This is a genomic window from Aestuariispira ectoiniformans, assembly GCF_025136295.1.
Classification (GTDB): domain Bacteria; phylum Pseudomonadota; class Alphaproteobacteria; order UBA8366; family Aestuariispiraceae; genus Aestuariispira_A; species Aestuariispira_A ectoiniformans.
In genome coordinates this window covers 1,533,011-1,546,230 of sequence record NZ_CP062788.1, presented here as the reverse complement: position 1 = coordinate 1,546,230, position 13,220 = coordinate 1,533,011, and the positions used below count along the sequence as shown (strand labels likewise).

The window sequence follows — 13,220 nt, the reverse complement described above, 5'->3', positions numbered from 1 at the left end:
GCCCTATAGATGCCTTAGCTTACGCAACAGTCAGCTAAGACGCATCTGCTTTGTAATAGGCCAGCCATTCCTGCTCAAGCATAGGTTTACCCAAATACCAGCCCTGCAGGTAATCCACGCCTTCGGAAGCAAGCATTTCTGCGGTGAATTTGTCTTCAACCCCTTCCGCGACGATTTCAAAGCCGGTTTCCCTGGCAATGGTCATGAGCTTGCCAATGAAATTCGCCCTGTCGCCGGATTGGTGCCAGTCCCGCACGAAAATGCGGTCGATCTTCACCACATCGACAATCAACGAGCGCATATGCCGGAAGGAGGTATGGCCGGAGCCAAAATCATCCAGTGCCACCTTGCATCCCAGATCCCGCGCCGTTGTTATGAAGTGGCCGGTAATCTCAATATCTTCCAACGCGACGGTCTCGGTAATTTCCAGAATCAACCGACTGGCAATATCCTCACGCCCGCGAAGCTGGCTTGCCAGAAGGCGCAGCCAGGACGGATCGGTCACCGTCATTCCGGACAGGTTCAGGGACAGCGTCAGGCCCGGATGTTCTGTCAGGCGTTCCAGACAGGCCTGAAGAGCCCACCGGTCCAAGTCACGAATAAGGCCGCAATGCTCCGCCACCGGCACAAAAACGCTTGCCGGCAGGACTTCACCATTGTCCCGCATCCGCACCAATGCCTCGTAATAGGATATCCGACGGGTTCGGCAACTGACGATCGGCTGAAAGGCAAATTCAAGACAATCGTTTTCCAGGGCCCGTTCAATCTGGCCCGCGATGGCAAGACTGTTACGGACACGGGTGCGATCCTCGTCCGACGGGTGGTAGACATGCGCCTGATCGCCACCCAGGTCCCGGGCATATTGCAAGGCCTGCTCGGTACGCGCCAGAATCTCCGGCACCGTATGTACATCTTCCGGGAACCGCGACAGACCAATGCTCACGCGCAGGGTTACTTCCGCATCGCCCGCCCTGACGGGCGTTGTCTGAAAGGCGTGGAGCAATCGTTCAATCAGGACGTTGAGGTCATCCTGCTTGCAGTTTGTCGTCACGATGCCAAATCGGTCCGCGCCCTGACGGCCGATCACGTCGATTGACCGCAGCATATGTTCCAGAATCTGGCCGGCCGAAATAATGACATTATCCGCCGCATCCATCCCGTAGCGGTCGCGAATTTCGCCCAGGCCGTCTATACCGATCAGAAGGAATGCCCCGTCAATATTGAAGCGTTCTCCATACTGGAAGGCATTTTCCAGCGCATCGCGTAAACGGTTGCGGCTGAGATGGCCGGTCAGCACATCGTAATTGCTGAAATGTTCTATCAGGCGTTCATTACGTTTGCGCCCTTCGATTATGCGCAGGACACCGACCGTGCGTTGCGGCATCCCGTCATCGTTGCGCATCACGCGGCCCTTTTCATGAACCCACGTAAAATCCTGACCGCTCAAACGAAGGCGGTATTCACACTCATAGTGCCCGTCATTTCCCAGATTGCCATCCAGAACCCGCAGCCGCCCGGGAAGGTCGGCATCGTGAATCCGGGTAATGAAGGTCTCTCCGCTTTGGAAAACATTACTCGGGCCGTCGCCCACCAGCGACGAGATGTTTCCACCCCAAATTACTTCATCCGAGACAAAGTCCCAGACAAATGCCACATCTCCCGCAGCCTCCAACGCTTCCACCGCAATGGTATCGGCGGTGACACTAAGCCCCATATTGCGTCCTGCATTTACTTTATTGTTTCAACATACTGACCCTGGCTTCTTGGGCATTACCAAGTAAGCACTGACTGTATAGCAATTTATTTTTGATTTGCGCAGCATTATGGGGCGATTCTCTAGAAGAATGCATAAAAATCTTTTAAGAATACTATCTATAAACGTACCCTCCACATAAGGCGCAACCGGCAAATGAATTTCTACTCCCTTGTCTTTCTGTTTTTCCCGATACCGGGTGTTTTCCTGCTGATTCTGGGACTGGGGTTTCTGAAGGGCCGGGGCCGCGCCTTTTGTACGGGCCTCGGGATGGCGATCCTTGTCTTCCTGGCCTTTCCGGTCACGTCCAAACTGCTGGTTCTCCCTCTTCTGGTCCACGGACAAAGCCTGGTTGAGATTATCGACAGCCGTCCGGACGTCATTCTGGTGCCAACGGGGGGCGTAAGGCAGGTCGGTGACGCCGACTATGTCCCGAAGGAACACACAATGGCTCGGATAACCCATGCCAAGCACCTGCAGGACGTCCTTCAAATCCCGATGATCGTCTCAGGCGGCGACGTGAAAGGCATTGGCACATCCGAAAGCGCCATCGCCGTGAAAGCGGTTCAACTGGAAGCCGACAAGGTTATATTGGACCAGAAAGCAATGAACACGGCCCAGAATGTCGACGCCTTTGTTGAAATCATGAAACAGAACGGCCTTTCCCGGCCGGTGGTCGCGACGGATGCGGTTCATACAAGGCGCGTGGCGGCGACCCTTCTGGCCCATGGCGTTTCCGCCGCGCTCAGCCCCGCCTGGGAGGATGTCGCCACGCCCATCACGCCGCAGGACTTCGTGCCCAGCCGCATCGGCTATCGCTATGCCAATCGCGTCGCCATCGCCTATGCCGCCATCCTGAAATACCTGGCACAGGGGCATTTCCAGTGGGGGCATTTGACGGCGATCAAATAACGTGTCGCGAAAACATCTTCCTGAGGCGTTTTGATCGTTGCGAAGCATCATTTATCTGCTACTGTCGCTGCCGATAACGGTTCCCCGATCATGGGAACAATAGGGAATTCGGTGCGGTCTTTTCGACCTATTCCGAAGCTGCCCCCGCAACTGTAGGCGCGGAGCCCGATCCGTCAGTATCACTGGGCAACCGGGAAGATCAGGATCAAAGGCGAAGAAGCGCGAGCCAGGAGACCTGCCGTTGTCGAAAAATTAACTCTAGCTGACCGGGCGGGGTGCCCCGGAAGGAGACGACATGACGGTATCGACACAAGGGCGTTCCGACGCCTCCCCTGCTTCAAGCAACCTGAGCACGACCTCAACCCCACCCCTGTGCGCGAGCGATCCACAGTCCGTGATCTGGCAGTTTTTTGCCGATCCGGCGCATGCGCCATGCGCGCGGGACACATTGCTGTTATGGGTGATGGCACTGCCGGGCAGGCAATCGCCCCAGGAAGCCGCCGGGCAGGTTCTCAAGACTTACAGTGACTGGCTCAGGGAAACCGCATCATCCAGTCAGCAGGAATTGCTGGACCTGTTGCGGCAGGTGATAAACGCGCCTGCGGTTCCGGCACGGCGGCGAAACCGCAGGCCGGAACAGGCAACCTATCACTAACAGGTTATCGGGAAAGCGCGCGGCCCGATCAGTCCCGGAAGACGGACTTGCGATGGCCGCGCAACTCGATCATCACCCACAAAGAGATGACAAAGGTCAGCGCGGCCCCCGCCTGATGGGCCACCGCCAGCGGCGTTGGCACCACCAGCATGAGGGTGGAAATGCCAAGCGATAGCTGGATCACCAGCATGGTTGCCAGCGCATTGATTGACAGGCGTGCGCGCGGCGCAAGATCCTTCTTGCGCGACCAAAGCCACAGCGATGCCACAACAGCCGCCGTGGCATAGGCAAAGGTCCTGTGGTTGAACTGGACAGCCTGGATGGTCTCGAAGAAGTTCAGCCACCACGGCTTCAGCCAGAAATAGTTTTCCGGGATAAAATTACCGTTCATGAAGGGCCAGTCGTTATAGGCGAAACCTGCGTTCAGCCCGGCTACCAGAGCCCCGCTGAGAACCGTGAAGAAGATAATCGCATGCACCATCGCGCCAAGCCGCCTGAAACCGCGGGACACGGCGGCGCGCGCTTCCTCCACCGGTTTCAGCAGGAAAACCGAGACCCAAACCAGATAGCCCAGAATGAAGAACGCCATGCCCAGATGCACCGCCAGCCGATACTGGCTGACATCCGTGCGGTCGACAAAGCCGCTTTTGACCATCCACCAGCCGATAACACCCTGCACAGCCCCAAGGCCGAGCAGGGCCGCCAGATGCCGCCCAAGTCCACTGGGTATCTGGCGGCGAAGCAGGAACCAGAAGAAGGGCAGCGCAAAAACCAGACCGATCGTCCGCCCCCAGACACGGTGGATATATTCCCACCAGAATATGGTCTTGAATTCCTCAACGGACATACCCGAATTCGCAAGCGAATATTGGCTGGTCCCCTGATAGAGGTCGAAAATCCGCGCCCATTCCGCATCAGTCATTGGCGGTATCCACCCGATCAGCGGACGCCATTCGGCCATCGACAACCCGGATTCGGTCAATCGCGTGATTGCCCCGATCTGCATCATCATGAACACCATCAGCGCACAAAGCGCCAGCCAGATCCCGACTTTGCGGGCATTTGTATCGGGTATGTATCCTGTCATAGGTTGGAATTTATCCACTGCCGATGCGAACACAAGTCTTTTGACGATAGACAGATAGTCGCAAGCCCCCTTACGCTGTTAGGTTCCTGGAAGGAAACATATTAATCAGGGGGAACTCATGACTTTCAAGGCTGCTGTTGTTCAGGATGCAGGCGTATTATTTGACCCGGCTGCCGCAGTAGAAAAAGTCGAATACTGGGCCAGACAGGCCAAAGAGGCAGGCGCCTCTCTCGTCGTTTTTCCCGAGGTATTTGTCGGTGGGTATCCGAAAGGCATTGATTTCGGCATCCGGTTGGGGATGCGATCCGCAGAAGGGCGCAAAGTCTATCGCCGGTATTTCGAAGGATCGATTGAGCTGGACACAGAACCGGCAATCCGTCTTGCAAATATCGCCGCCGACTATGACCTGCATATGGTGGTCGGCGTTCTGGAACGTCTGGGCGGCACCCTGCATTGCGCGACCTGGAGCTTCGACAATCACGGCGATATGACCGGTATTCACCGCAAGCTTATGCCCACCGCAATGGAACGCTGCATCTGGGGATTTGGCGACGGGACGACCATGTCGGTCATGGACACGGCCCTGGGCCGGGTCGGTACGGCGATTTGCTGGGAAAACTATATGCCGCTTTATCGCACCTCCATGTATGAACAAGGGGTGGAGCTTTATTGCGCGCCAACCGTCGATGACCGTGACAACTGGCAGCACAGTATACGCCATATCGCGCTGGAAGGGCGCTGTTTCGTTTTCTCAAGCTGCCAGTATCTGACCCGCGCCGGCATGCCCGAGGACCTCACCCCCATCCAGGGGGATGATCCCGACACCGTTCTGATCCGGGGCGGCAGTACTATCATCTCCCCGCTGGGTGACGTTCTCGCCGGGCCGGTCTACAATGAATCCACTCTGCTGACCGCCGATATTGACTTAGGCGAAATCGCCGAAGGCAAGTTCGACCTGGACGTCGTGGGGCATTATTCCCGTCCGGATATCTTCCAGCTCAAAATCCAGGATCGTGATGAAGAATTTGTCTCAGACCTGGACGAAGAAGTCTTTGGCCCATTCGATCATATTTAAATCACACCACATGACGTTTGTGTGGAATAAGAAAAACACAACGTAAATTAACAACATCGCCATAAGGGCCCGGTTTTCTGCCTGTTTGTAGAGAACCGGGCCCTTCTTTTTTTTGGTATTTTTTATGGACAAATTTACTATCTACACTTATATATGCGGATATAGATCAAATTAACACTTTTTATAGTGTTAAAAGGAGCAACCCACATGGATCACTTTCCGATCTTCATGACGCTGCAGAACCAACCGGTTCTGGTTGTGGGTGGCGGAGAACTGGCCGCCCGCAAAATTCGCCTGCTGCATAAAGCACAGGCGCGCCTGTGCGTGGTTGCTCCGTCCATGTGCAGCGAGCTTCTGGATCAGGCGGACGCCGGCGAAATCACCTGGGTCAACCGTCCGGTTGAGAAAGCCGATATCGAAGGCGCAAGGTTGGTCTTTGCCGCAACCGGCCTGGAAGACATCGACGTGAAAGTCGCCTCCTGGGCGCGCGAGTCGGGTGTGACCGTCAATGCGGTCGACCGCCCGGCCCATTCCGATTTCATCATGCCCGCGATTATTGACCGCTCGCCAATCGTAGTGGCTGTGTCCAGCGGCGGTTCCGCACCGGTTCTGGCGCGCAATATCCGGGCACAGATTGAAAGCATCCTGCCCTCCCGCCTGGGACAGCTCGCCCGCTTTGCGGATCGCTTCCGCAGTGCCGTGAAGGCCATGTTCCACACGGACACCGAAAAGCGCCGATTCTGGGAAGGCTTTTTCAAAAGCCCGATTGCCGGTCTCGTCTTGCAAGGCGATGAAGGCAAGGCCAATGAGGCCATGCTGGCCGCCGTCAACAACCCGGCCTTCGGTCAGTCCGACGCGGGCAAGGTCACATTGGTTGGTGCCGGTCCGGGCGACCCGGACCTGCTGACCCTGCGTGCCTTGCGTGCCCTGCAGGAAGCCGACCTGATTGTTTACGACCGTCTGGTCGACGAACGTGTGCTGGACATGGCCCGCCGCGACGCCGAACGCCTTTATGTCGGCAAGAAGGAAGGCCAACACACGGTTCACCAGACCATCATCAACCGTGTCCTGGGCGATGCCGCCAACCGTGGCAGAAAGGTTGTCCGTCTCAAAGGCGGCGATCCGTTCATCTTCGGTCGTGGCGGTGAAGAAATGGAATTCCTCGAACAGCGTGGTGTCCAGGTGGAAGTCATCCCCGGCATTACGGCCGCCATCGGCGCCGGTGCTGCTGCGGGCATTCCCCTCACCCACCGCGATCATGCCTCTGCCGTGACCTTCGTCACCGGCCACAGCAAGGACGGCGGCGTGGAACCGGATTGGAACGGCCTGGCCGCATCCAACCAGACCCTGGTTTTCTATATGAGCCTCGGCAATGCCGGTCGAATTTCCGCCAAGCTGATGGAAGCGGGCCTTCCAGCGGATACGCCCGCAGCAATCGTGGAAAACGCAACACGGATCGACCAGCGCACCGTCAAGGGCAGCCTTGCCGGACTGGAAGCCATGGTCCTGGCAAATGGCATTGACGCGCCATCCCTGATCGTGGTGGGAGATGTCGCTGCCTACGCCAAACAACAAACGGCCCCTGCGGGCCTGACCGCAGCATTCGCCACCGGCGCCTGACCTGGATTGGAGAGTTTTAGAAGATGTCCGCAAAAATCCTGATCGCAAATGCCTTGATCGAAGGCGATGTTGTTTTCCTGGCCGCAGATGGCACCTGGACCCGCTGGGTCGAAGAAGCTGTTGTCGCCACTGACGAGACTTCAGAAGCAACATTGTCGGAACAGGGGCAGGCCGCCCTGGACGGCAACGTCATTATCGACCCGCAACTGATTGACGTGACGATCACCGACGGCAAGCCCTTCCCGGTCAAATACCGGGAACAACTGCGCTGTCTGGGGCCGAGCACCCACCTGCACCATGGAAAACAGGCCGACAAAGCCGCTTAAGCCTTAAGGCACAAGACGAGTATTACTGGGGACCAACGCGATGTATCGTTACGACGAATTTGACCATGGCTTTGTGAAACAGCGGACCAAGCAGTTTCGCGGCCAGGTTCAGCGCCGCCTCAACGGTGAACTGACCGAAGACGAGTTCAAACCACTGCGCCTGATGAACGGCCTGTATCTGCAACTGCACGCCTATATGCTGCGGGTGGCCATTCCCTATGGCACCGTCAACAGCAACCAGATGCGGAAACTGGGCCATATCGCCCGCAAATACGACAAGGGTTTCGGCCATTTCACCACCCGCCAGAATATCCAGTATAACTGGCCGACCCTGAAGGATGTGCCGGAAATTCTGGACGAGTTGGCCTCGGTTGAAATGCACGCGATCCAGACCAGCGGCAACTGCATCCGCAATGTGACCGCCGACCATTATGCAGGCGCTATTGCCGATGAGGCCGCCGACCCGCGCGTGGTGGCAGAGGTTATCCGCCAGTGGTCCTCGCTGCATCCGGAATTCACCTTCTTGCCGCGCAAGTTCAAAATCGCGGTGACCGGCCATGCCCATGACCGGGCAGCGGTGAAATTCCATGATATCGGCCTGATCGCGAAAAAGAACGATGCCGGTGAAGTCGGCTTCGAAGTCCTGGTTGGCGGCGGCCTTGGCCGGACGCCGATGATCGGCAAAACGATCCGCGACTTTGTCGGTTACACCGATATCCTGTCCTATCTGGAAGCCGTCCTGCGTGTCTATAACCTCTACGGCCGCCGCGATAACAAATACAAGGCCCGGATCAAAATCCTGGTCCATGAACGCGGCATTGAAGAAATCCGCGAGAAGGTTGAAGCCGAATGGGCCGAAATCCGCACCGGCAACCTTGAACTGCCGCAAGAGGAACTGGACCGGATCAACGCCTATTTTGCCGATCCCGACTTTGAAGACCTGGACATCACGTCCCGTGAATTCGAGGTCAGGAAATTCGAAAATCGCGAGTTTGCCCAATGGGTCCGCAGCAATGTCAAACCGCACAAGAAAGCCGGTTATGCCATTGCCGACATTTCCCTGAAGGACATCGGCGAGGCACCGGGTGACATTTCCGCCGAACAGATGGAAGCCGTCGCCGACCTGGCAGACAAATTCAGCTTTGGCGAAATCCGGGCCACCCACGAACAGAACCTGGTCCTGCCCCATGTAAAGCAGGCTGACCTGTTTGCTGTCTGGGAAGGGTTGAAGGCTGCCGGTCTGGCGACCTCCAACATCGGCCTGATCAGCGACATGATCGCCTGCCCGGGCCTGGATTATTGCGCGCTCGCCAACGCACGCTCCATCCCGGTGGCACAGCGGATCGCCCAGCGTTTTGAAAGCCTGGACCGTCAGCATGACATCGGCGAGTTGAAGCTGAAAATCTCCGGCTGCATCAACGCCTGCGGCCACCACCATGTGGGCCATATCGGCATTCTGGGTGTGGACCGCAAAGGCGAGGAATACTACCAGATCACGCTTGGCGGTGATGCAACGGAAAATGCCGCCCTCGGTGAACGCGTCGGTCCCGCTTTCTCCTATGATGATGTGGTGGACGCCATCGACACCATCGTTGCCACCTATCTGGAAGTCCGCGAAAGCAAGGATGAAGACTTCCTGCAGGCCTATGGCCGCGTCGGTATCACCCCGTTCAAGGAGAAGCTTTATGCCGCTCATTAAGAAAGGCCATATCGTCGAAGATAGCTGGCGCTATCTGGGGGAAGATGAAGCTCCGACGTCGGGTGACAAGATACTCATCCCTCTGGCGGTATGGGCGGAACATCGCGAAGGTCTGCTTGAAACCAACACCAATTATGGCGTGGTCCTGCAGCCGGGTGACGAAGTGGACGCCCTTGTGGCCGACCTGGATCGACTGGACGTGGTCGTCGTGACCTTCCCGGCCTTCTCCGACGGGCGTGGTTTTTCCCAGGCGCGCCTGCTGCGGGAACGCCATGGTTTCCGCGGTGAAATCCGCGCCGCCGGTCATATCATCCAGGACCAGTATCTCTACCTCGACCGTTCCGGCGTGGATACGTTGGAAGTGGCTGACGAGAAAGCCGTAAAAGGCTGGCTTGAAGCCATCGAGGAAATCTCTGTTTTCTATCAGCCGACCGGCGATGGCCGGTTGACTGCCAACCGGTTACGCCACGGCGGCAAAGCAAGCAGCGCCGCTGCGGAGTAACCGTCTACTTCCCCCAAATACTCGCTTGCCTTCAGGCAAGAACTCAAAAGCCTGGCCTCGCGCCAGGCTCTTTTTTTATAATCCTTCGATAAACTCGATAACGGCCTTGCGGTCCATTGACGGCAACCGCATGAAAGCCTCCTTGGAGGCCTGGGCTTCTCCACCATGCCATAGGATTGCTTCTTCCACATTCCGCGCCCGGCCATCATGCAGCAGACGCGTATGACCGTTCACTTGCGCAATATGTCCGATCCCCCAGAGCGGGGCCGTCCGCCATTCCCGTGACAGGATATTCGCCCCGCCATCAGACAGCCCGTCGCCCATATCATGCAGCAGCAAATCTGTGAAGGCGGCAGCCGTTCCTCCATCTTCCAACGGCAGGGCCGGTCTGTGGCAGGCATCACATCCGGCCGCCTCAAAGGCCGCACGGCCCTCCACAGAGGTCGTGCCAGCGGTCGGAGGCATCAGCCACATCTGATAGGACACCAGATGAGACAGGTCGTCTTCGGATATTTCCGGCCCCTCCTGTGCGGCAGAGAGCCGACAGGCGGTTTGCGATGGCAGGCAATTCTGTCTGGAGTGGGCCGCACTTGTTATGCCGATGTCTTCATAGAGCGCGCTGACGGTCTGGTCCCGGATCGTCGGCTGCGCCGCTTTCCAGCCGAACCGCCCGATATATTCAACGCCCCCTTTGCCTATATACCGGACCCGCCCGGAAATGCCGTCGCCATCCCGGTCATCAGGGTCCGCAAGGGCCTCAACCACCTTGGCAGGAACCCGGGCCAGCAATCCGACACCGGCAAATTGCGGGGCAACCCGCGGGGAAAAGACGGCATTATCCAGGGGACCGTAAGCACCGCCTTCAACCCGATACGTGGGAACCTGGAGGGAATAATCTGCACCGTCGGGATAACGTCCGGCCTGTTCATGATAGGAAACATGCGGCGCGCCCTCTGCAGGGACGGTCGGCAGCGCACGGTCATTGACCTGCCCGCCGTAGACGGGATGCATTTTCCTGCTACGGCTGCTTTCCATATGCACACGCAGGACCATAGAGATAAAAGGCTCGTCTTCGGTCTGGGGCGGTCGTCCGCGTCCATTGGCGAAATGGCAGCCGCTGCAGGAAACCCGGTTGAACAGCGGCCCCAGGCCGTCCAGATCATCCCGATAGCCTGGATAGGGCACCCAGTCCCGGTTGAAGACGGCCCGCCCCTTCGCAAAAATCGCCTGCTGTTTCACAGTCAGCCCGTCCCGCGCACGCCCGAAGGCGTCGGGCAGGTCAGTGGCCGCCGCCTTCGCGGCGATCAGAAAGAGGAAGAGAATTGCAAACCAACGCATAGGCTATCTTTACTGACCCCATGGGCCGGTAATCAAGCGCTCTTATATGATGCGCAGCATATGGTTGTCCCAACGCCGGAAGTCATCGCGCGGTTCAAGCACATGTATGTTGCGACCGCTATATGCGTCGATCCGATAAACCCCGCCTGCGCCACTGGTTGCCAGGAAGACGCCAAGGTCCTTCGTCGGGGCCAGCCCGCAAACATCGGGAATGGATGTACTGCCGATATGGCGGCCATCTTCAATATTCCAGAATTCGATGCAGTTGCCACGCGGAGACGTCATGCCGACCACGGCACTGCCACTGTCGACAATCACACTGCCCACATAGTTTTTCTGACGCTGCCAGACATCATGGCCCGCCTCCAGGAAGGTCAGTTCGCCTTTCCCGAAATGCGTAATCGCCAAGGGCACGACCTCATGCTTCGGCCCCTGGTTCTGCAGACCGGCGAAAACCTGTCCCTGCCGTGTGACGGCCAGATGCCGGATGCTCAACTTGTGATATTTATGCGGCAGGGTCAGGCGATTTACCAATTGTCCACTACGCGCATCCAGATAAACCAGCGCCGGTTCCATATCCGGAATATTCAGCTTGCGGCGACCCTCGTCCGGATGGGTCAGAATACCACCGACTGCCACCACCAGCGTCTGCCCGTCCGGCATGAGTTCGATCTGGTGCGGACCGATGCCATAGGCCTTATGCTCGCCAATGCGCTTGTAGTTATCCTTGGCGTCCCAGATACCGATCACGCCTTTCTCACCGTCGAAGTCATTCTCGGTCGTGAAAAGATAGCGCCCGTCCAGACTGAATGCGCCATGCCCGTAAAAGCGCCGGTTTTCAGGAACCTTAACTTCGTGAACCGTATTGCCGGAGAACAGGTCGATCACTGCCACATAGTCACCCGGACGTCGCGCGAAGACCGCAGCCTCAAGGGTGCCGGGACGGCGGGCCATTCCATGGGCGCGGGCCGGCAGGGCATGACGAAAGATCTCCTTGCCGGATACATCAATGCCACCAACCCACATGTGGTCGTCCTTGTCCGCATAGGCGCTGATGAACAATGCCTCATCCTGCGCCAACCCGAACCGTGCACCAAAAGGCACGAATACAGCCTGCGACGCCAGTGCTTTCAATAAGGTTCTGCGGTTCATCGAGAATTGCATCAGTCACCATCCAAACTATTAAAACCCAGCGGCATCTCCAGCAAAGACGCCATTTCCGTATCGACCCATTCGCGCATTTCGCGCAGCGCGGCTATGGCATCTTCCATATGCGCACGCCCCGCAGGATCCTTGACGGCCTTGTAGAGCGGTCCGTCAATTTTACGGATCGCTTCCCGTGCCTCATGAAGCTTGCCCAGAATGCCCCAATGCAGATCGGTCCCTACCGGTGTTTCCTGCAACAGGGCGGCAAAGCCACCTGTCTTGTTGGCACTATAGAAAGCCTCAATTGCGTCAATATTGAGGAGAATATGGTCCGCCGACGTGGCGGACCGCCAGGATTCGGCCCGATGGCTGCGGGCATGTTTCATATCGTCCCCCAACGGACGACGCAGTTTGCTGTCTTCGACCCACTCCAGACTGGTCTTGAAGGCTTTGAACAGTTCAAAGGTCAGGTCCTTCGGCTCCTGGTAGTATCCGAAACCGCTCAGGCTGCGCTCTGCAAAGCCATCATCACCCCATGCCTTCAAAGTCGCATCTGCAATTCCGGCCACATTATCGCTGATGACTTCGGCAAGCTGACAATCGGCACTGCCGGGCTGAATATCCTTATCGCCATACAACAATCGCTCCAGCGCAGGAAAACCCTGGGCGGCCACACTGGTCTGCGCGATCCGCTCGTCATCCACAGTGTCGCCCTTGGCAATATCCTGTCGAAGCGAGGTAAGCGCCTTGCTGGTCATGTTCCGCTTGTCAGGCCAGAACTCGATCCGAAAGTGACGGTCTTCCTCAGCAATTGGACCAAAGCGGATATGCTGAATGGACTGCCAGGATGCCATCGCCCCCTGCATCACCTCTTTCAATCCATCAAGGGAAGTCTCACCCTCGCCGCAATAGGAATGCGTCGCGGTTTTCAGCCTCTGACCGGCTTGTGCAAAGGCGGTGTAACCGGGCAGGATATGCGCCTCGACGATCTGATGGTTGGCCTTTTCATAGGCAATGTCAGCATAGGCCGGGGCCCCGACACCCAAAGTGGCCAATATGATTGCCGCAGAGACTGTCTTCGTGATCATATTTTCATCCTTCTTATGT

General features: G+C 57.4%; 12 protein-coding genes and 1 riboswitch. Of the genes, 7 read left to right on the top strand and 5 right to left on the bottom strand.

Annotated features, from left to right (window positions below; translation table 11 throughout):
• Positions 1-34 precede the first annotated feature (34 nt).
• Positions 35-1,714: a putative bifunctional diguanylate cyclase/phosphodiesterase gene (locus IF205_RS07440; RefSeq protein ID WP_259782656.1), complete on the bottom strand. Its 1,680-nt coding sequence runs from the start codon at positions 1,712-1,714 to the stop codon at positions 35-37.
• Between the two features lie 195 nt (positions 1,715-1,909).
• On the opposite strand from IF205_RS07440, the gene IF205_RS07435 reads away from it, so the two are divergent.
• Entirely contained in the window at positions 1,910-2,665 is a 756-nt protein-coding gene (locus IF205_RS07435) for a YdcF family protein (RefSeq protein ID WP_259782655.1), read from the top strand.
• A gap of 60 nt (positions 2,666-2,725) precedes the next feature.
• Positions 2,726-2,922: riboswitch (cobalamin riboswitch) on the top strand.
• 38 nt (positions 2,923-2,960) lie between these two features.
• Positions 2,961-3,320: a hypothetical protein gene (locus tag IF205_RS07430; protein ID WP_259782654.1), complete on the top strand. Its 360-nt coding sequence runs from the start codon at positions 2,961-2,963 to the stop codon at positions 3,318-3,320.
• 28 nt (positions 3,321-3,348) lie between these two features.
• On the opposite strand, the gene IF205_RS07425 is transcribed toward IF205_RS07430, so the two are convergent.
• On the bottom strand, positions 3,349-4,407 hold the full coding sequence (locus IF205_RS07425; RefSeq protein WP_259782653.1) for a COX15/CtaA family protein: 1,059 nt from the start codon (positions 4,405-4,407) through the stop codon (positions 3,349-3,351).
• A 118-nt stretch (positions 4,408-4,525) separates the two neighbouring features.
• Between IF205_RS07425 and IF205_RS07420 the strand changes: the two genes are divergently transcribed.
• The 5 genes from IF205_RS07420 to IF205_RS07400 all read left to right on the top strand — a co-directional run bounded on the left by IF205_RS07420 (position 4,526) and on the right by IF205_RS07400 (position 9,629).
• Positions 4,526-5,482: a carbon-nitrogen hydrolase family protein gene (locus IF205_RS07420; RefSeq protein ID WP_259782652.1), complete on the top strand. Its 957-nt coding sequence runs from the start codon at positions 4,526-4,528 to the stop codon at positions 5,480-5,482.
• 207 nt (positions 5,483-5,689) lie between these two features.
• Positions 5,690-7,102, top strand: a complete 1,413-nt coding sequence (gene cysG, locus IF205_RS07415; protein WP_259782651.1) for a siroheme synthase CysG — start codon at positions 5,690-5,692, stop codon at positions 7,100-7,102.
• Between the two features lie 23 nt (positions 7,103-7,125).
• A complete protein-coding gene (locus IF205_RS07410; protein ID WP_259782650.1) occupies positions 7,126-7,428 on the top strand; it encodes a DUF2849 domain-containing protein in 303 nt (100 codons plus the stop codon).
• Positions 7,429-7,468: 40 nt separating this feature from the next.
• Positions 7,469-9,127, top strand: coding sequence for a nitrite/sulfite reductase (locus IF205_RS07405; protein ID WP_259782649.1), 1,659 nt, complete (start codon positions 7,469-7,471; stop codon positions 9,125-9,127).
• On the top strand, positions 9,114-9,629 hold the full coding sequence (locus tag IF205_RS07400; RefSeq protein WP_259782648.1) for a DUF934 domain-containing protein: 516 nt from the start codon (positions 9,114-9,116) through the stop codon (positions 9,627-9,629). Before IF205_RS07405 ends, IF205_RS07400 begins: the two co-directional genes overlap by 14 nt.
• A gap of 75 nt (positions 9,630-9,704) precedes the next feature.
• On the opposite strand, the gene IF205_RS07395 is transcribed toward IF205_RS07400, so the two are convergent.
• The 3 genes from IF205_RS07395 to IF205_RS07385 are packed head-to-tail and all read right to left on the bottom strand — an operon-like array spanning position 9,705 to position 13,201.
• Positions 9,705-10,967, bottom strand: a complete 1,263-nt coding sequence (locus tag IF205_RS07395; protein WP_259782647.1) for a di-heme oxidoredictase family protein — start codon at positions 10,965-10,967, stop codon at positions 9,705-9,707.
• 42 nt (positions 10,968-11,009) lie between these two features.
• On the bottom strand, positions 11,010-12,131 hold the full coding sequence (locus IF205_RS07390; protein WP_259782646.1) for a DUF1513 domain-containing protein: 1,122 nt from the start codon (positions 12,129-12,131) through the stop codon (positions 11,010-11,012).
• Positions 12,131-13,201 carry an imelysin family protein gene (locus IF205_RS07385; RefSeq protein WP_259782645.1) on the bottom strand — a complete coding sequence of 357 codons (1,071 nt, stop codon included), beginning with the start codon at positions 13,199-13,201 and terminating at the stop codon, positions 12,131-12,133. Before IF205_RS07385 ends, IF205_RS07390 begins: the two co-directional genes overlap by 1 nt.
• Positions 13,202-13,220 lie beyond the last annotated feature (19 nt).